The organism is Chelativorans xinjiangensis (assembly GCF_009812055.1).
GTDB classification, from domain to species: domain Bacteria; phylum Pseudomonadota; class Alphaproteobacteria; order Rhizobiales; family Rhizobiaceae; genus Chelativorans; species Chelativorans xinjiangense.
Genome location: NZ_WQNH01000001.1, coordinates 313,398 through 332,679, shown reverse-complemented (window position 1 = coordinate 332,679; position 19,282 = coordinate 313,398). Strand labels below are relative to the sequence as shown.

Sequence of the window (19,282 nt, the reverse complement as noted above, 5' to 3'; positions counted from 1 at the left end):
CGAGACAGGTGTCGAAACGGCTCTTCTGTTTTTAAGACCTGCGCCTGAGCCACCGCGCTACGAGCGTCTGGATTCCATAAAAATTCCAGGATGTGAGTGTTCCTTTCAACCGGTGCACCTAGTTTTGTAAACTGGGGGAGAAAGCGCTGATGCTCGATGACAACTGGCGCCGGCAATAAACCGCGGGCCGCTATGTCGGTCGGGAAGCCTATTGTGCAAGCTCCTGCCGGTGATCCCGACCGTGCCGAATCCGAACAACGGCTGCACCGTGAAGCGGAGCGCGGCGCAGCGCTGCAATTGCACTGGATTCGCGATTTTTGGAATGCGCGGTCCCTGGCCGTTCAGTTCCTGGTTGCGGGTGGGTTTGTTTCGGTTGCAGCCATGGTCATCATCGGCCTTCTTGTGACAAGTCTGATCCAGGACAGCGTCACCCGCAATTCTGCCGCGACAACCGCGCGTTACGTGGACAGCGTGATCGCCCCGCTACTGCCGGACATGCAAAGGAACAAGGTGCTCGATGTCCCGGTCAAGCGTGCGCTCGACGAGACACTCGGACAGGGCGCGCTCGGCAATCGTCTTGCATCGTTCAACCTGTGGAGCCGCGACGGAACGATCCTTTATTCCAAGGACAAGACGCTCATCGGCAAGCGCTTCGAGCCCAGCGACGATCTCCAGGCCGCTTTCACAGGGAGGCTGGTCGCGGATTTCCATCGGCCCGCCGGCCTCACGGGCGAGACGGGGCCTAATGGCAGCGGTCCGCTGTTGGAAATCTACAATCCGGTGCTGCAGCCATGGTCCGGCGATGTCGTCGCGGTTTCCGAATTCCAGGAGATCGCCACCGATTTCGAACGCGACCTGCGTCGGGCGCGCGCCTGGAGCTGGTTTGCCGTAGCTTCCGTCACATCGGGTTTCTTCCTCACGCTTTCAGCGATTGTCTTTCGCGGCAGCCGCCTGATCGACCGCCAGAGCCAGGCCCTCAGGGAACGCGTTTCCGAGCTGTTGGATCTGCTTGCCCAGAACAAGGCACTACGCTTGCGTGTCCAGCGCGCGTCCCAGCGCACGACCGCGCTCAACGAGCGCTACTTGAGACGCATCGGCGCCGACCTGCACGACGGGCCCTCGCAGCTCCTGGCGCTTGCAGCACTCAAGCTGGACAGCGCCGCCCTGACTGACGCGCCCGCGGCGAGCAAGGCGCGCGAGCGCGAGGCGCTTGCCATCAAATCCGCTCTGGAAGAAGCCTTGCGCGAAATCAGAAGCATCTGCCACGGTCTCGTCCTGCCGCATGTCGAGGCGGCGGAGCTGCCGGAAATCCTCCGTCTGGCCGTCCGCACGCATGAGCAGCGCACTGGCACGGCTGCCGCACTGTCGATGTCACAGACATCGCATTCCCTCTCGCCTTCGGAAAAGATTTGCATCTATCGATTTGTGCAGGAGGCGTTGAACAACAGCTACCGTCACGGCGGAGGCATCGGGCAAGCGGTGAGGCAGACTGCGGACGCCGGCCGCATCGCCGTTGAGGTTTCCGACAGCGGCCCCGGTTTCGATCCAGCGAACGTGCGCTCCGAGGGGCTCGGCCTCGCCGGCCTTCGCGAGCGGGTGGAAAGCCTTGGCGGCCGGTTTGAAATCACCTCCTCTAAGAAGGGTACGAACGTTCGGATGTCTCTCGACATAGAGGAAGTGGAGCCGTTGTGATGGCAGCGATCCGGATTGCGGTGATTGACGACCACCCGCTGTTCAGGGAGGGCGTTATACGCAGCCTGTCGGAAAACGGCGACTTTGAGATCGTCGGTGAGGGGGCGACGAAGGAGGACGCGCTGCGAATAACCGAAGCCAAGCGTCCCGATATCGTCTTGCTTGACATATCGATGCCCGGCGGGGGCTTGAACGCGATCGAGCCGATTCTCGCTCGCCACCCCACCCAGAAGATCCTCCTGCTGACCGTATCGGAAAGAACCGAGGATGTCGCAATGGCGTTGAACAGTGGCGCCAAGGGCTATGTGCTGAAGGGCGTCGGCTCGCGGGCGCTTGCCGAAATCCTACGCGCCGTTGCGGCAGGCGAAAGCTATGTTTCGCCCAGTTTGTCGGCGCGGCTGCTTTCGGACCTCTCCGCGCGATCGGGCCTGCCGCCCATGACCAACCCGCTTGCCACCCTTACGACGCGGGAAAGGGAAATCCTGAGACTGGTAGCAAGCGGCTTGAGCAACAAGCACGTCGCGCGACGACTCGACCTTCAGGAAAAGACTGTCAAGCACCACATGACGCGCATTCTCGCCAAGCTTGATGTGAGCAACCGCACCCAGGCCGCCATGGTGCTGCGCGATGCGATGGAAAACGGCTATCCTCCGGCATGAACCGGCGCGCCGGAAGCATCCACTCGTGAAAGTCCGCGAAGATGCCCATGGCGCCCGGAGATCGGTTTCGCGATCACTTGCCTACGGCGCGCAGCCGAAGGTGATCGGATTGCGTTGCGGGGCGATTGATTATGATGCGGCCATGTGCATCGGTCATCTCGTAGCGACCGTCCCGGATCTCCTCCCGCATCCCGTTCGAATACTGCACTTCGAGGTCTACCTCTTCGGTCGGCACCTCTTCAGTCGGGACATTGGCGGTTGTCCCATCGGTGGGTTCCTGCTGGTCGGGCTCGACTTGGTCGGTGCTGCCGCTGTCAACGGGCGCGGTGCTGTCAACCGGCTCGGGTTCGGTGCTGCCCTGCTCAACTTCCTCGTCGGGACTTCCTTGGACGGCATCGCCCGCGGCCGCAGGGTCGCCGCTGCCGCCTGGCTCCTGGACGGTATCGCTTGGGCCGGGGGTTCCTTCGGTATCGGTTGCGCTGCCGGGCCCGTCGCTGCTCGGTGAATCCTCGCCCGAGCCGGAATCGCTCCCTTCGGAATCGTCCTGGGCGGCCGCCGTCTGCGGGAGAAGTCCCCTCGAGGGGTCGGTGAAGGTGAAGCGATAGGGGGCCGCGACGAGCGCAGCCGTGAGGGACACACCGAGGAGTGCGGATGTGAGCTTTCCAGCTGAGAACATGGCTCCATTCCCCTACAGCCGCTTGGCTCTCTCAATCCACTCAAGAAGATAGAATACTCCTGACTGTCGACAATAATCATGGAGACTTCGTGCCAAGAAGCGGTCAGATCAGTGCCGTCCTCGTGAAGCGATGGTCCAATGGTCAGCCTGCCGGGACCGGCAGGCTGACACGCAGGCTTCGCTAGGTAAGCGCGACGTCAACCGTCAGCCACACTGTCCCAGGGGACCCATCCTGTCGCAATCTTGCCCGTACAGGATCAGCTGGTCTCCCTCGGCTCTCGCTCCAACAATCGAGGACACGCTCACGTTGTTGGCTTCGAGGGTCGCGCTGAGCGATCCATTCGATGCAATCGCGGCTTGCAGATTGGCGATGTCATCGGCGTGGATGCTGATGGCATTCTCGATCGTGGTGTTGTTCTCGATATTGGTGATTGAGCCGATATTCACGACGCTCACCGTCGCACCTTCACCAACGTCGTTGATCTGTGTGACGAAGGTGTTGCTCGACTCGATCGCCGAAACGGCTTGCACGACCTCTTCGGACGAGGCGGTCGCGGTTGCGGTTACAGCGTCGGTTTCCTCCGGAGCCTCTGCAGTCGCGGCGGCTTCAGTCGTGCCGTCGCCCGGAACCGTGGCTTCTGCGTCCGCGTCAGCTTCCGGAGACGTGGACGTCATCGCCCCTTCGTCTTCCGCTCCGGTCAATGTGCCGGAAGCTTCAGCTTCCGCTTCCGTGCCGGCGCTCGCGGACGTGTCCGCTTCGGTCCCGTCGTCGCCGTTCAAGCTTCCCGAGGCCTCGGCGTCAGCCTCGGCCGCGGTGGACGCGCTGGCGCTGCCCGACAGATCACCGGAGCCGTCCAGCGTTCCGGAGACGTCGGCCGTCCCGCTGGAACTGGTGGAGGCATCCGCCGTACCGGACACGCTCCCATCGTCGGCCGATACGCTACCGGAGGCATCGGATGTGGAGGAAGCGCTGCTGGATGCGTCAACCGAGCTGCCGCCATCGTCGTCATCGTCGGCCAGGGCGGGGAAAGCCAGGATGGAGGTTGCCATCAAGGCAGCGGTCGTGAGTCCTAGTACCCGTTTCATTGGTTTCTCCTCTTCATAGGCGATTCACCGGCCGATGCTGCCGCTTCTCCGGCAGTACAATGGCCGATGAATCTGCGCCTAAACGGGCCTTTCCCGGCGCTGTTCCGGGTATCGGACCTCTACGGCCGGCGGTTCGGACTTTAGACCGTGCCCGATAAGACGGAAGTTTGCGGAAAGGCCTGACCTCCGGCGATTCCGGGCGTTCAAGAGGAGCATGCAGTGCTAGTGGCTGATCATCCAAGGCCTTGCGGACGGAAATGTCTTGGCGCCGTCTGGCTGGCTGACGGTTTTTGACGGACGTCTTCCCGTGCAGCACGAGCATCCCGGTCCGTGCGCTTGGCCACCCCTGGTGCTCTTCGGGTTGTGGGCGGCGCGCTCGTTGGTGGCGTGCGCGACGCGCATTCCCGGTTCCATGAGGGCGAAGTTGGGTGTGCGCAAGATGACACGCGGGGCGGACGCGCCGCATTCGGGGCAGTCGCAGGGCTCGGCCGCCTTCGCCATGGGGCGGAGCGCGGTGAAGACACCGCACTCCCCGCATTCGTAGTCGTAGAAGGGCATCGGAGAAGCCTCACAGATCGGGTGCGAGCGGTACGGAGACCGAGCCGTCGAGGTGCTTCACCGGCCCGGCGTTCCCCGGCATGATGTCGAACTCGAAGATGTCGGTAGGCAGCCACAGCGTAGCGCAGGCGTTGGGGATGTCGACGACGCCGGAAATGTGCCCTTGCACGGGCGCGGTGCCGAGGATGGCGTAGGCCTGAGCCCTGGAGTAGCCGAACTTGGTGAGGTACTCGATGGCATTGAGGCAGGCCTGGCGGTAGGCGATGTGCACGTCGAGATAGTGCTGCTTGCCGGCCTCGTCGACCGAGATGCCCTCGAAGATCAGGTAGTCGTCGTATTTGGGCGTGATGGGGGAGGGGCGGAAGATCGGGTTCTTGATGCCGTATTTGGCCATGCCATCCTTCAGGAGCGAGACCTTGATGTGCAGCCAGCCGGCCATCTCGATGGCGCCGCAGAAGGTGATCTCGCCGTCGCCCTGGGAAAAGTGCAGGTCGCCCATGGAGAGGCCGGCGCCGTCCACATAGACGGGGAAGTAGATCTTCGAGCCGCGGCTCAGATCCTTGATGTCGCAGTTGCCGCCGTGTTCGCGCGGCGGCACGGTGCGCGCACCCTCGGCGGCTGCCTTGTCGCGCGCCTCGCCCTTGAGCGTGCCCATATGGGCGGACTTGTCGCCATTGGGCAGCGTGGCAAGCGCCGGTACACGCTCGGGATCGGTATCGAACAGCGCCTTCTCGCGCGTGTTCCACATCTCCAGCATCTTCCTGTCCGGCAGGCAGCCGATGAGGCCTGGATGGATGAGGCCGGCATATTTCACCCCCGGCACGTGGCGGGAGGAGGTGAACATGCCGTGGAAATCCCAGATCGATTTCTGCGCCTCGGGGAAATGCTCGGTCAGGAAGCCGCCGCCGTTCTTCTTGGAGAAGAAGCCGTTGAAGCCCCAGAGCGAATTGTCGAAGGCGCCGATATCGAGGATGTCGACGACGAGGAGATCGCCGGGTTCGGCGCCCTTGACGCCGATCGGCCCGGACAGGAAATGGACTTGGTTCAGGTCCACGTCGCGCACATCTGCGGCGTCGTCGTCGTTCTTGATCTGACCGCCGGTCCAGTCGTGCGTCTCGACGCGGAAATCGTCGCCCGGTTCGACCCAGCAGGCCATGGGGATGTCGGGATGCCAGCGGTTGTGGATCATCTCGTTCTCGTAAGGCGAAGACGCGAGATCGACCTTGATCAATGTGTCGGGCATGGATGGCTCCTCTTTGTGAATACGTGGATTTGGTCAGACGGACAGGAAGGACGCGACTTTCTTCTCGTCGATTCCCGCCCGCGGGCTTTCATGGACGAATTCGCCGTTCTCGATGACGAGCACGCGGTCGGCGATGTCGAGGGCGAAGCTTAAAACCTGCTCGGAGACGACGATGGAAAGGCCGCGCTCGTCGCGGATGCGGCGCAATGTGCGCGCCATCTCCTTGATGATGGAGGGTTGGATTCCCTCCGTCGGCTCGTCGAGCAGCAGCACCTTGGGCCGCGAGGCGAGCGCGCGGGCGATTGCAAGCTGCTGCTGCTGGCCGCCGGAGAGGTTGCCGCCGCGCCGGCTCTTCATTTCGAGAAGCACGGGGAACAGCTCATAGATGTCGCCCGGCACCGTGCTTTCGCCGGTCACGGTGAGGCCGGTCTCGATGTTCTCCTTCACCGTCATCGTGGAAAAGACCATCCGCCCCTGCGGCACATAGGCGAGGCCCTTTGCGACCCGCTCGTAGCTTTCCGAAGCTTCGATCGCATCGCCGTCGATGCTGATGCCGCCCGCTTGCGCCGGCAGCATGCCGATGAGCGACTTCATGAGCGTGGTCTTGCCCATGCCGTTGCGCCCCATGATGGCGACGATTTCACCGGGCTTCACGCCGAAGGAGACGGAGTGGATCACCTCGCTCTGGCCGTAGGAGACGCTGAGATTGTCGACGTTGAGCATGTCCGCCTCCTAGTGGCCCAGATAGACTTCGATGACCTTCGGGTCGTGCTGGACGTGGTCCATCGAGCCCTCGGAGAGGACCTTGCCCTGGTGCATCACGGTGACGCGGTGGGCGATGTCCTGGACGAATTTCATGTCGTGCTCGATCACGATCACCGAATGATCCTTGATGATCTGGTGCAGGAGTTCCGCCGTCTTCACGCGCTCCGACACACTCATGCCGGCCACCGGCTCGTCGAGCATCAGGAGCTCCGGGCTCTGGATCAGGAGCATGCCGATCTCCAGCCATTGCTTCTGGCCGTGGCTTAGGATCGCTGCTTCCGTCTTGAGCTGGTCCCTGAGGAAGATCATCTCGGCGATCTCCTCGACGCGGTCGATCACCTGCTTGTCGCGCTTGAAGGCCAGCGCGCCGAAGACGCCGCGGCCGCGCGGGAAGGAGAGCTCGAGGTTCTCGAAGACGGTCAGATCCTCGTAGATCGACGGGTTCTGAAATTTCCGCCCCACGCCGGCGTGGACGATCTCGTGCTCCCTCATCCGCGTCAGCTCCTTGTCGCGGAAGCGGATGGAGCCTTCGGTTGCCGTCGTGCGTCCGCAGATCAAGTCGAGCACGGTGGTCTTGCCGGCGCCGTTGGGGCCGATGATGACGCGGATCTCGTTCTCGTCGACGTAGAAGGAAAGGTCGTTGACCGCCTTGAAGCCGTCGAAGGAGACGGTGAGGCCTTCGACCGAGAGAAGGAAGTCCCTGGGTGTGGAGGCTGGGTTGGCCTGTTGCATGGGTGGGCCTCCTATTCAGCGGCCAGCTTGACGGCTTCGGCCGGTGTAGCGTCGGGAGCGGGCGGCGAAGGCGACTTCCGCGTGAGCTTTGCCAGAAGCGGCTCGACATGGGAGCGGAAGAGGCCGGCTAGCCCGTTGGGGAAGGCCATGACGACGGCGATGAAAAGGCCGCCCATGGCGAACAGCCAGAGTTCCGGAAAGCTCTCGGAGAAGCTGGTCTTTGCCCAGTTGACGATGAGCGCGCCGTAGACCGCGCCGAAGAGCGACAAGCGCCCGCCGACGGCGGCAAAGATGACCATTTCGATGGACGGCACGATGCCCACGAACGAGGGCGACATGAACCCCACCTGCAGCGTGAACATCGCCCCGCCGATGGCCGAGAAGGCGGCCGCCAGGCAGAAGATGAAGATCTTGAAATCGGCCACGCTGTAGCCGGAGAAGCGCACCCGGTCCTCCTTGTCGCGCATGGCGATCAAGAGCCGGCCGAACTTGGAGACCCGCACTGCCTGACCGAGGAGGAGCACTACGATCAGGAGGGCGGCGTTGACGAAGTAGAGGATGAACTTGGCGCTGTCGGTGCGGATGTCCCAGCCGAGCAGGGTGCGCAGGTCGGTGATGCCGTTGACCCCGCCGGTGTAGCCCTGCTGGCCGATGATGAGGATGGTGAGGATGGCGGCGATCGCCTGGGTGATGATGGCGAAATAGACGCCGCCCACCCGCCTTTTGAACATGGCCGCGCCGATGATGTAGGCGAAGATGACCGGCACCAGCACGACGGCGGCGAGCGTGAACGGGAAGGACTTGAAGGGGATCCACCAGAAGGGAAGTTCGGTGACCTGGTTCCAGTCCATGAAATCGGGAATACCGGGCGTGGACTGGATGGCCGTGTTTTCCGGGCTGGAAGCCTCCAGCTTCAGGAACATGGCCATGCAGTAGCCGCCGAGGCCGAAGAAAATGCCCTGGCCGAGGCTTAGGATTCCGCCGTGCCCCCAGCACAGAACCAACCCCGCGGCAACGAAGGCATAGGTGAGATACTTGCCCACCAGGTTGAGGCGGAAGACGTCCATGGTGGCGGGGAAGACGATCAGGATGAGCGCGGCAAGGACGGCAAGGGCTATCCATTCGCGCCGGGTGTAGAAAGTGGCGTTCATCGCAAGGTCTCCCTCAGCGGCGCATCTTGAGTGTGAAGAGGCCTTCGGGCCGCAGCATGAGAATGCCGACCACGGTCAGAAGCGTGAGCACCTTGGCCATCGAACCCGACATGAAGAACTCCATGGTCGACTGGGCCTGGCTGATAGTGAAGGCGGAGGCGATGGTGCCGATGAGGCTGGCCGCGCCGCCGAATACGACGACAAGGAAGGTGTCGACGATGTAGAGCTGCCCAGCCGTCGGCCCGGTGGAGCCGATCATGGTGAAGGCGGAGCCGGCAACGCCCGCCACCCCGCATCCGAGGCCGAAGGTCACGCGGTCCACCTTCTTGGTATTGATGCCGACGGCACCGGCCATCGCGCGGTTCTGCACAACGGCGCGCACGCGCCTGCCCCAAGCGGAACGGAACATCAGGATAAAGACGCCAAGGGAGATAAGCATCGTCAGCACCATGACGAAGATGCCGTTGATCGGCACCTCGATGATGTCGGTCAGTGCGATGGACCCCATCATCCAGTCGGGCAGGCTGACGCCGACCTCGCGCGCGCCGAAGACTGAGCGATAGAGCTGCTGCAGAATGAGGCTCAGGCCCCAGGTCGCCAGCAATGTGTCGAGCGGGCGCTTGTAGAGATGCCGGATCATCGCCCATTCGACCAGCATGCCGAGCGCGCCCGAGACGAGAAAGGCGAGCGCCATGGCAACGAAGAAGTAGACGGGAAACAACGCCGGCACATAGGCCGTCACGAAATGCGAGCAGAGCCAGGTGACATAGGCGCCGAGGATCATGAACTCGCCATGGGCCATGTTGATGACGCCCATCTGGCCGAAGATGATGGCAAGCCCCAGCGCCATCAGCACGAAGACGGAGAAGAGGATGAGCCCGGCGAAACCCTGCATCGCCAGGATGGAGCTGAATTCGACAAGGGTGTAGTCGCCGATCATGGTTGCCTCGTGCTGTTTGCGTTGACGCCGGCGCCCTTCGCCCGTGGCGTCATCCCGGAAGCCGAAGCGGAGCGGAGGCTGTCCAGGACCCATTCTCGCCTCGCTGAAGCTCTGGCGACGCGGGCCGGAACATGGACGAGTCACGGAATGGATCCCGGCTCGCGGTCGCTTGCGCTCCCTTGGCCGGGATGACGCGTGGCGTGGGGAGCCTCCCCGGATGAGCGCCGGAGAGGCCGAGCTGGAGGCTTATTGATAGCCTTCGGGGAAGGGGTCGGGCTCCACGAGGTCCTCCGTCTCGAACACCACCTCGTACTGGCCATCGTCGAGCGCGTGGCCGACCCGTGTCTTGGACCACAGATGGTGGTTCTCGTGGATGCGAACGTAGCCTTCCGGCGCCTTGGTGAATTCGATGCCCGGAGAGGCTTCGCGAACCTTGTCGATGTCGAAGCTGCCGGCCTTCTCCACCGCCATCTTCCACAGCCACGGTCCCAAATAAGCGGCCTGCGTCACGTCGCCGATGACGATCTCTTCGCCCCACATCTCCTTGAAGGCCGTGACGAACTCGGCATTGTTGTCGTTCGGCAGGCTCTGGAAGTATTTCATGCAGGCATAGGCGCCGACGATGTTCTCGCCGCCGATGCCGAGGATCTCGTCCTCCGTCACCGAGATGGTGAGGAGCAGCGGCTTCTCCTTGGTCATGTCGATGCCCGCCGCCTTGAGCTGCTTATAGAAGGCGACGTTGGAGCCGCCGACGATGATGGCGTAGATGACGTCCGGCTTACGGAGCTTGATCTTGTTGATCACCGAGTTGAACTGGGTGTGGCCGAGCGGGTAGTACTCCTCGCCAACCACTTCCAGTCCCAGCTTATCGATATGCTTGCGGGCGATCTTGTTGGAGGTGCGCGGCCAGATGTAGTCGGAGCCCAGAAGATAGAAGCTCTTGGCGCCCTTGTTCTGCGCCACCCAGTCGATACCGGCGATGATCTGCTGCGTGGCTTCCTGGCCGGTGTAGATGACGTTCGGCGACTCTTCGAGACCTTCGTAGAAGGTCGGGTAGTAGAGCATGCCGTTATACTGTTCGAAAACCGGCAGCACCGCCTTGCGCGAGGCCGATGTCCAGCAGCCCATCACGGACGCCACCTTGTCCTGAACGAGAAGCTTCTTGGCCTTCTCGGCGAAGGTCGGCCAGTCGGAGGCGCCGTCCTCCTGGATGAAGTCGATTTGACGGCCGAGCACGCCGCCCATATCGTTGATCTGCTTGATGGCGAGCTTTTCCGCCTGCACGGAGCCGGTCTCCGAAATCGCCATGGTGCCGGTGACCGAGTGCAGGATGCCCACCGTCACCTTGTCGTCGGTCACGGCGAGGCCGGTGGTGTTCACCTCCGCCGTCGGATAGTCGGCCGCGTTCACTTTGCCGCCCAGCATGCCCATGAAGGGCAGGGCGCTGATGCCGGCAAGAACCTGCCTGCGTGTGGCGATGGGACTCTTCCGAGGGGTATCGTCGCTCATGATGCTTGTGCCTCGCTTGCCTGATCTCAAACCTGCTGGCCTATCGCCAACTGCCGCAATTTTGGGCATTTAAGGCTGCTGCCTATCAACGGGGCATTTGACGTATTCCCGCGGCGCATTTTTCCCCCTAAGCTGCGGCAAATAACGAAGGGGAACTCCGCGCACCGGCTTCGGTACGGAAAATAACCCAGGCGCCGCAGCATCGTGCTGCCGGCGCTCAAGGAACGCGCGGGCGGGGCAGGGACGCTGGAGAGGGCATCGGTTGCGTGTGGAGTAGACCGATGCATGTGAAGCAAGTCGTTTGGGGGGCAAGGCGGACATGACCGCGGGTTTCAAGGTCACCCGCGTGCGCCGCACCTACAATGTCTGGGTGGCCAATCAGACGCTTGAAGACTTCGCCTTGCGCTTCACGGCCACCAAAGTCCGCCGCTGGCCGGCCTGGCGCATCGCCAACACGGCCATCGGCGCGGTTTCATTCCTGGCGCTCGAGGCTATCGGCGGAACGCTCACCCTCAACTATGGGTTCGAGACGACCTTATGGGCGGTTCTATCGAGCTGCCTCGTCATGTTCCTCATGGGAATCCCGATCTGCTACAATTCGGCCAAATATGGCGTGGACATCGACCTTTTGACGCGCGGGGCAGGCTTCGGCTATCTCGGCTCCACGGTCACCTCGCTCATATATGCGAGCTTCACCTTCATCTTCTTTTCCATCGAAGCGGCGATCATGGCGACGGCGCTGGAGCTGTGCTTCGGCATCCCGCTCGCCGCCGGCTATGTGGTGAGCGCGCTCTTCGTCATCCCGCTGGTCATCCACGGCATCACCTTCATCAACCGCTTTCAGGCCTGGACGCAGCCCTTCTGGATCGTGCTGCAGCTCCTGCCCTTCCTCTATATCGCCACCCAAAGCGTGCCGGCGATGCGCGGCTGGACCGGATACACGGGCCTTCGGGGGCCGGTGGACGGCACCTTCTCGCTTGCCATGTTCGGCGCGGCCTCGGCGGTCGTCTTCTCCGTTGTCGCGCAGATCGGCGAGCAGGTCGATTATCTGCGCTTCCTGCCGCGCAAGCTCACCGCCAACCGTATCGCCTGGTGGAGTGCGCTCATCGCTGCCGGCCCCGGATGGGTGGTGCTGGGGGCGATGAAGATGCTGGCCGGCTCCTTCCTCGCCTACTTCGCCTTCCAGAGCGGCGTCGCCTTTTATGACGCGGCCGAGCCGACGCGCATGTACCTGTCGGTCTTCCAGCAGATGGTGGCAAGCCCCGAGCTTGCCCTGGGGCTGACGGGCATCTTCATCGTCCTGTGCCAGGTCAAGATCAACGTCACCAACACCTATGCCGGGTCCATCGCCTGGTCGAATTTCTTCTCCCGCCTCACCCACAGCCATCCCGGTCGCGTGGTCTGGGTGGTCTTCAACGTGGTGATTGGGCTGCTTCTCATGCAGTTCGGCATCTACAAGGCGCTGGAGCAGATCCTGGGCCTCTACGCCATGATCGCCGGAGCATGGCTTGCCGCCATCGTCGCCGACCTCACGGTCAACAAGCCGCTCGGCTTGTCGCCGCGCCACATCGAATTCAAACGCGCCCACCTCTACGACATCAACCCGGTCGGCTTCGGCGCGGCCGCCATCGCCATCCTGTTGGCGTTGATGTCCTATCTCGGTCTGTTCGGCGCGGTGGCGGCCGCGCTCTACGCCCATGTCGCCATCGCCGCCGCCTTCCTTCTTGCGCCCGTCATCGCCGTCGCCACGGGTGGACGCTACTATCTGGCCCGCACCTCGCACTTGCCCGATGGACACAGCACCATACAATGCTGCATCTGCGAGCACAGCTTCGAGCCGGAGGACATGGCCGCTTGCCCAATCTACAGTGGGCCCATCTGCTCGTTGTGCTGTTCGCTCGACGCACGCTGCGGCGACCGCTGCAAGGAGGGCGCGAGGCTGTCGGAGCAGATCGGCGGCTTCGCCCGCGCCGTCTTCCCGCCGCACGTCGCCGACCTCGTCGGTTCGCGCATCGGCAGCTATCTCGGCATCCTCACCATGGTCACGGCGCTGATCGCGCTGGTGCTCTCGGTGGTCTACTACCAGTCGACCGTGGGCGGCGGCCTGCCGCCCGCCCTCGTCTTCCCCATGTTCCTGCGGCTTTTCGCCATCATCTTCGTCATTGCCGCCATCATGGTCTGGCTCTTCGTGCTCGCGCATGAAAGTCGGGTCTTCGCCGAGGACGAGGCACGGCGCCACACGACGCTCCTGATGGAGGAGATCGAGGCGCACGAGGAGACGGACCGGCAGCTTCAGAAGGCAAAGGAGGCGGCCGAATCCGCCAACCTCGCCAAGAGCAAATACATCGTGGGTCTGAGCCACGAGCTGCGCACGCCGCTCAACTCCATCCTCGGCTATGCGCAGCTCCTGGAGCGCCACGACCCGACGCCCCAGATCGTCGGTAACGCCGCCCGCACCATCAAGCGCTCCGGCGAGCATCTGGCGGGAATGATCGAGGGGCTTCTCGACATCTCCAAGATCGAGGCGGGCCGCCTGCAGATCTATCGGGACAAGACCGCACTTCGCCCCTATCTCGACCAGCTCGTCGACATGTTCTCCCTGCAAGCGCAGGAGAAAGGCATCGGCTTTGTCTTCGAGCCCGGGTCCTACATTCCCGAATACGTCTACACGGACGAGAAGAGGTTGCGGCAGATCCTCATCAACCTGCTCTCCAACGCGGTGAAGTTCACCGAACGCGACCGGGTCTCCTTCCGCGTCACCTATCGCAGCCAGATCGCCACTTTCGAGATCGAGGACACGGGCATCGGCATCGCGGCCGAAGACATAGACCGCATCTTCCTGCCCTTCGAAAGGATAGAGGGCACGGGTGGCGTCAGCCCGCCCGGTACCGGCCTCGGCCTCACGATCACCAAGCTTCTGGTGGAGATCATGGGCGGGGAACTCAGCGTGAAATCGGAACGGGGACGGGGCACGACGTTCACCGTGCGCCTCATGCTCAGCGCGGCCACACGGCCCGACGAGCAGAAACCGCCAGCGGCGGCCATCGCCGGCATAAAGGGGAGGGCGTTCAAGGTGCTGATCGCCGACGACGATCCCGCCCAGCGCGCCTTGATCGGAGATGTCCTCGAGCCGCTCGGCTTTGCGGTCACCGCCGTGCCGGACGGCACCGCCTGCCTTGCCGCGCTCGCTGAGGCGCGCCCGGACGCGCTCATTCTCGACGTCGCCATGCCCGGCGCCTCGGGTTGGCGGGTGGCGCAGGAGGTTCGCAGCCATCTCCACCCGAACCTGCCGATCATCATGATTTCCGCCGACGCGGGCAACGAGCGCAACCTGCCGGAATACCGCCGCGCGCATGACGGCTATCTCGTCAAGCCGTTCAGTGTCGACGATCTCATGGAACAGCTCGGCTCGGCGCTCGGCATCGAATGGACGTATCATGAGCGGCCGCTGGCCGAGAGCGGTGAGGGCATGTGATGGATGGAGGCTTTCATGGCTATGCATACACGAAAGGAGCAGCCGGAATGGGCGTGAGCGCCGCCTCCTCGGCACCACCCGTCGTGCTGGTGGTGGATGATTCGCCGGATGCGCTCGGCATGCTTACCGACGCGCTGGGCCTGGAGGGCATGAAGGTGGTGGTCGCGACAAGCGGGCGCGCTGCACTCAACATCGCCCAGGAGATCGGGCCGGACATCATCCTGATGGACGCCAAGATGCCCGGCATCGACGGCTTCGAGACCTGCCGCATCCTCAAGACGGAGATGGGTATGGCCGACATCCCCATCATCTTCATGACCGGCTTCGGCGAAAGCGAGCACGTGGTCAACGCGCTCGCCTCCGGCGGAGTGGACTTCGTCGTCAAGCCGGTGCCGATCGTGGAGCTTCTGGCGCGCATGCGGGTGCATCTGGCGAATGCCCGCCGCGCCCGCTCCGCGCGCCAGGCGCTCGACAGTACCGGCCGGCGCATCGTCGTCACCGACAATCGGGGCACGCTCCTGTGGGCGACGCCGCAGGCAAGCGAGCTGCTCCTGAAATGCGGCGTCGCGGTGGAGGAGGGCGGCCGCCTGCCATGGGAAGTCACCGATTGGCTCCTCTCCCAGAAGCCGGGCCGGACCGAACCGTACATTCTCAGCCGCAACGGCAAAAAGGTGGAATGCCGCATCGTTGGCGGTGCCGGCGGGGCGGAGCGCCTGATCCGCTTGATCGACCGTGAGGCAGGCACCGACGAGGAGCGGCTTGCGACTGCCTTCGATCTGTCACTCCGCGCGGCAGAGGTGCTTCTGTGGATCACGCACGGAAAGTCGAACAAGGAGATCGCCGAGATCCTCGACCTCTCCCCGCGCACGGTGAACAAGCATCTGGAGCAGATATTCAACAAGCTCGGCGTGGAAAACCGCACCGCTGCGGCCACCATGTCGGTACGCGTGCTATGGGACCGATAAGCCGGGCATGGCCGCCCGGGACGACCGGACGATGACATGAAGAAAGCGATCAACCCGCCGACCATCCGCAGCCCCTTCGGCAACTACAGCCATGGGCTCCTGATACCTTCGGGCGGTAGGCTGCTCGTCACATCCGGGCAGCTCGGCATAAAGCCCGATGATGAAATTCCGGAGGATATCGAGGCGCAGGCGGTTCTGTGTTTCGAGGCGGCCAAGGCGATCCTGGAGGAAGCCGGGATGACCTTTGCCGACGTGATCCGCATCGCCGGCTTTGTCACCAACCGCGACGATTTTCCCACCTACATGGCCGTGCGCGACCGCTACACATCTTCGCCGCTCCCCGTCTCCACCCTCGTCATCGTCTCGGGCTTCACCAGGCCCGAATTCAAGGTCGAGGTGGAGGTGACAGCGCTGAGAGCCGATTAGATCAGGATGACGCTTCGTTGAATCGTCATCCCGATCTATCCCTTTGTTTGAGCATGATCTTTTCCGAAAACCGGCATCCACTTTTCGGGATCATGCTCTAAAACCGCGCCATCTCCGTTCCGACACGGGCAAGGAAGCGCGCCCGCGTCTCCTGTGTCGAGCGGTTCATGTCGTAGTGCGCGAGGTATTTGACGGGCACGACCGGCCGCACGGTGGCGCGCAGCACGCGCTTGACCAGTTTGCGCGGCGGGTCGCCGGCCAGAAACGCGCGCAGCGGGTTTGCGCCGTAGGTCATCACCGCGGCGAGCTTGCGGATATTGGTGAGCCGGGGTTTTACGCGACCATCGGCGATATCGAAGGAAACACCCGGCACCCAGACCCGATCGAAATAGCCCTTGAGAATTGCCGGGAAGCCGAAATTCCAGACCGGCGAGACGATCACCAGGCCTTCCGCGCTCTCCAGCCGCTGCACATAGGGCTCGATCAGGGCGCGGTTCTCCGGGATGTCGTGGTAGACGAGCCGGTCGTGACGGCTGAGCACCGGGTCGAAACCTTCCGCGTAGAGATCACAGTCGTCGACCTCGTGGCCGGCTGCGCCGAGGCTTTCCACCACCGTGGCGTGGAGGGCCGCGCTGTAGCTCGATTCCACCGGATGCGCGAAAAGGACAAGGACGCGCATCAGGCGCTCATGAGCGCCTCGAGGCCTGGATAGAGATAGGTCTTGCCCGATTTGAAGTCGAAGTCGGGATTCTCCCAGGCGATCATCTTGCCGGGGTTGAGCAGGCCCTTGGGGTCCGTCTGCTTCTTGAAGGCAAGCTGGATCTTGTCGGTCTGTTTCATGCCGCCTTCCTCCAGCGTGTAGCGGTGCGGGTTGAAGATCGGGCAGCCATTGTCCTCGTGGATCCTGATGATCTCCTCCAGCCGTTCCTTGGTGGTGAAGCGCACCAGCGGCAGGCCGGAACACTGCACCTGCCCGTCGAAGCGGATGAATTCCAGGTGCCCAGGGACCTCGTCACCGAGGATCTCCGTCATGCGCCGGACCTTCTCCACGTGGTTCGGGCCCGGATACTGCACCTGGAGATAGGTGAAGCTCTTGTCCGCCTTCATCGCGCGAAGCGTGGTGTGGTTCCAGGTAAGCTCGAAGGCTTCCGGTATGCCCTTCATGCTCTCCACCTCGTCGGCGCGGAAGAGAAGCTCGCCGCGGAATTTCTCCACGAGCGCCCGGAATGGCTCCATGGCGTGCGGGGCGACCATGATAACGACCACGGACTGGTCGCGGTGGCGGATATACCGCTTGTGGCGGGAGAAGCTGTCATAGGGAATGGGCGCTGCAATCGGCGCGATTTCCTTGACCAGAAGCCCGTTAGAGGCGGCAAGCCGGTCGGAGAACTCGACCGCGCGCATGAAGCCGTCGAAGCCGACGAGCACATCCACCCAATCATAGGCTGGCGCCAGCGGCATCTCGACCTCGGTGATGATGCCATTGGTGCCGTAGGCGTGATTGACCTTCTGCAGCTCCCAGCCGGTGAGCTCCATTACGCGCGGCTCCGCCTCCATGGTTACGACGCGCAGCCGCAGGATGTTGCCGAGGTCGCGCAGGCCGCCCCATTTGATGGAGCCCACGCCGCCCGAGCCGCCCGCCACGAAGCCGCCGATAGTGGCGGTGTTGTGGGTGGAGGGGTGGAAGCGCAGCTCCTGCCCCGAATGGGCGCGAGTCTCGCGGTCGAGTGCGGCCATCACCGTTCCCGGTTCTGCAATCACCCGGCCTGGGAAGATGGCCTTGACCTTGTTCATGCGCGCCATGTTGAGCACGATGCCGCCCGACAGAGGCATGGCCTGGCCGTAATTGCCGGTACCCGCACCGCGCGCGGTCACCGGGATGCCGTGATGATAGGCGACTTTCAGCGTGCGGATCACCTCTTCCTCGCTTTGCGGCGAGACGAGCAGGTCGCCCGTCACCTGGTCGAGCTGCTCCTTCAGGATCGGCGAATACCAGAAGAAGTCACGGCTCTTCTGCCGCACGAGGCCCGGATTGTCCTCGACAGCAATGCCATCAAGCTCTGCCTTGATCTTCGCGTAATCCGGCATCAGTACACCCCCAGAAGTTCGTCGAGTTCGCGATAGTCCGGCAGTTGCCGCTCGATCGTCTTCCCGCCGCGCATCACGATCCGGTCGGACTGCGGGCGGGCGAGCAACTCGGTCCAGCCGCGGGCGCTGAAGAGCACGAGATCGGCGGGCCTGCCCACGGCGATCGTCCCGACGTCGGGGCGCCGGAGGATTTTGGCGGGGTTGGCGGTTATAAGACGCGGTGCCAGGTCGATGGGATGGTCGAGATGCAGGACACGCACGCCCTCGCGGAAGACCTCGACCGGATCGAGATCGCCATAGGCATAGAATGGATCGCGGGTGTTGTCCGAGGCGATGGCGGTTGCGACTCCCGCCTCGGCCAGCTCGTTGATGAGCGTCACCCCGCGCCAGCGTGGCGTGCGCCCTGCCTGCCGGTCCTGCAGATACATGTTGCACATGGGCAGAGAGACCACGGCAAGCCCCGCCTCGGCCACCTTGTCGATGGTCTCGGCAGCCTCATTCTCGCCCTGACGGGCGAGCGAGCAGCAATGACCGACGACAACATGGCCGTCGAAGCGGTTGCGGATCACGGCCTCGGCGATCGCCTGCAGCGTCTTCGCTTCCGCATCGGCCGTTTCATCGACGTGGAGGTCGATGTCGAGCCCCTTCTCCATCGCCGTCCGGAACAGAAGTTCCAGCTGCTCTTCCAACATCGGCCCCATGCGGGTGACGCCGCCGAGCAGCCCGCCGTGGGCCGTTACCTGCTCAACCAGGTCCAGGTAGGCAGCGCGGTCCTCCATGAGGTCCAAGGGGAAGAGCGCGACTGCCTGAAGATCAATGCGGCCGGCCCATTTCTCGCGCATCTCGGCGAAGACAGGCCAGGAGATTTCATGCTGCGGCGGCAACGAGTCGATATGCGTGCGGATGAGCTTGGTGCCGTGCGCATAGGCTGAGCGCAGGGAGAAATCCATGCGCGCGGCGACGTCCAGCGCCGACCAGTTGGCTTCCCGATCGCAGCGCACAGCCTCGATCGCGCCGTCGAAGGTGCCGTCGGGATTGTTCTTGCGCGACCAGATGTGTCCCTTGTCGAGATGCGTGTGCATGTCGGCGAAGCACGGCCATACCTGCCCACCGCGCAGGTCCACGGCGGGGATGCTCTGCGCCTGTTGGCCGGGCTCGCTGATGGCGGCGATCAGGCCGTGGGCGATCTCGATATCGGCGGCAAGGAGGCCATCGCGCGCGGGTGCGGCATAGCCGCTCGCTGCCACCGCGGGCAGCGCCGCATTGCGCAGGATGAATCGCTCCGACTGCGGGATTTCGAGGAACGATGGCAGCATT

17 protein-coding genes are annotated in these 19,282 nt (G+C 63.4%); 5 read left to right on the top strand and 12 right to left on the bottom strand.

Annotated elements, in window-relative coordinates:
• Positions 1-156: 156 nt before the first annotated feature.
• A complete protein-coding gene (locus tag GM910_RS01500) occupies positions 157-1,692 on the top strand; it encodes a sensor histidine kinase (protein WP_246225803.1) in 1,536 nt (511 codons plus the stop codon).
• A complete protein-coding gene (locus tag GM910_RS01495) occupies positions 1,689-2,351 on the top strand; it encodes a LuxR C-terminal-related transcriptional regulator (protein WP_159585703.1) in 663 nt (220 codons plus the stop codon). Before GM910_RS01500 ends, GM910_RS01495 begins: the two co-directional genes overlap by 4 nt.
• Before the next feature lie 73 nt (positions 2,352-2,424).
• On the opposite strand, the gene GM910_RS01490 is transcribed toward GM910_RS01495, so the two are convergent.
• From GM910_RS01490 to urtA, 9 genes are all read right to left on the bottom strand, one after another.
• Positions 2,425-3,027, bottom strand: a complete 603-nt coding sequence (locus GM910_RS01490; protein ID WP_159585702.1) for a hypothetical protein — start codon at positions 3,025-3,027, stop codon at positions 2,425-2,427.
• A gap of 204 nt (positions 3,028-3,231) precedes the next feature.
• Positions 3,232-4,113, bottom strand: coding sequence for a hypothetical protein (locus GM910_RS01485; protein ID WP_159585701.1), 882 nt, complete (start codon positions 4,111-4,113; stop codon positions 3,232-3,234).
• Positions 4,114-4,335: 222 nt separating this feature from the next.
• Positions 4,336-4,671: an FmdB family zinc ribbon protein gene (locus GM910_RS01480; RefSeq protein ID WP_159585700.1), complete on the bottom strand. Its 336-nt coding sequence runs from the start codon at positions 4,669-4,671 to the stop codon at positions 4,336-4,338.
• 10 nt (positions 4,672-4,681) lie between these two features.
• Complete coding sequence (gene fmdA / locus GM910_RS01475) at positions 4,682-5,914, bottom strand: formamidase (protein WP_159585699.1); 1,233 nt, start codon at positions 5,912-5,914, stop codon at positions 4,682-4,684.
• A gap of 33 nt (positions 5,915-5,947) precedes the next feature.
• Positions 5,948-6,637, bottom strand: coding sequence for an urea ABC transporter ATP-binding subunit UrtE (gene urtE, locus GM910_RS01470; protein WP_159585698.1), 690 nt, complete (start codon positions 6,635-6,637; stop codon positions 5,948-5,950).
• A gap of 9 nt (positions 6,638-6,646) precedes the next feature.
• Positions 6,647-7,411 (bottom strand): urea ABC transporter ATP-binding protein UrtD, encoded by a 765-nt coding sequence (gene urtD, locus GM910_RS01465; protein ID WP_159585697.1) that lies wholly within the window; start codon positions 7,409-7,411, stop codon positions 6,647-6,649.
• An 11-nt stretch (positions 7,412-7,422) separates the two neighbouring features.
• Positions 7,423-8,562 (bottom strand): urea ABC transporter permease subunit UrtC, encoded by a 1,140-nt coding sequence (gene urtC / locus GM910_RS01460; RefSeq protein ID WP_159585696.1) that lies wholly within the window; start codon positions 8,560-8,562, stop codon positions 7,423-7,425.
• 13 nt (positions 8,563-8,575) lie between these two features.
• Complete coding sequence (gene urtB / locus GM910_RS01455) at positions 8,576-9,502, bottom strand: urea ABC transporter permease subunit UrtB (RefSeq protein WP_159585695.1); 927 nt, start codon at positions 9,500-9,502, stop codon at positions 8,576-8,578.
• Positions 9,503-9,748: 246 nt separating this feature from the next.
• Entirely contained in the window at positions 9,749-11,011 is a 1,263-nt protein-coding gene (gene urtA / locus GM910_RS01450; RefSeq protein ID WP_159585694.1) for an urea ABC transporter substrate-binding protein, read from the bottom strand.
• A 319-nt stretch (positions 11,012-11,330) separates the two neighbouring features.
• Between urtA and GM910_RS01445 the strand changes: the two genes are divergently transcribed.
• From GM910_RS01445 to GM910_RS01435, 3 genes are read left to right on the top strand one after another with little or no spacing between them, the layout of a single operon-like run.
• On the top strand, positions 11,331-14,486 hold the full coding sequence (locus tag GM910_RS01445) for a hybrid sensor histidine kinase/response regulator (protein ID WP_159585693.1): 3,156 nt from the start codon (positions 11,331-11,333) through the stop codon (positions 14,484-14,486).
• Positions 14,487-14,533: 47 nt separating this feature from the next.
• Positions 14,534-15,451 (top strand): response regulator transcription factor, encoded by a 918-nt coding sequence (locus GM910_RS01440; RefSeq protein ID WP_159585692.1) that lies wholly within the window; start codon positions 14,534-14,536, stop codon positions 15,449-15,451.
• 36 nt (positions 15,452-15,487) lie between these two features.
• A complete protein-coding gene (locus GM910_RS01435; RefSeq protein ID WP_159585691.1) occupies positions 15,488-15,877 on the top strand; it encodes a RidA family protein in 390 nt (129 codons plus the stop codon).
• 97 nt (positions 15,878-15,974) lie between these two features.
• Here the strand turns inward: GM910_RS01435 and GM910_RS01430 are convergent, their stop codons facing one another.
• The 3 genes from GM910_RS01430 to GM910_RS01420 are packed head-to-tail and all read right to left on the bottom strand — an operon-like array spanning position 15,975 to position 19,281.
• Positions 15,975-16,556, bottom strand: a complete 582-nt coding sequence (locus GM910_RS01430) for an NAD(P)H-dependent oxidoreductase (protein ID WP_159585690.1) — start codon at positions 16,554-16,556, stop codon at positions 15,975-15,977.
• Positions 16,556-17,965, bottom strand: a complete 1,410-nt coding sequence (locus GM910_RS01425; protein WP_159585689.1) for an FAD-binding oxidoreductase — start codon at positions 17,963-17,965, stop codon at positions 16,556-16,558. Before GM910_RS01425 ends, GM910_RS01430 begins: the two co-directional genes overlap by 1 nt.
• Positions 17,965-19,281 carry a cytosine deaminase gene (locus GM910_RS01420; RefSeq protein WP_159585688.1) on the bottom strand — a complete coding sequence of 439 codons (1,317 nt, stop codon included), beginning with the start codon at positions 19,279-19,281 and terminating at the stop codon, positions 17,965-17,967. Before GM910_RS01420 ends, GM910_RS01425 begins: the two co-directional genes overlap by 1 nt.
• Position 19,282: the final 1 nt, after the last annotated feature.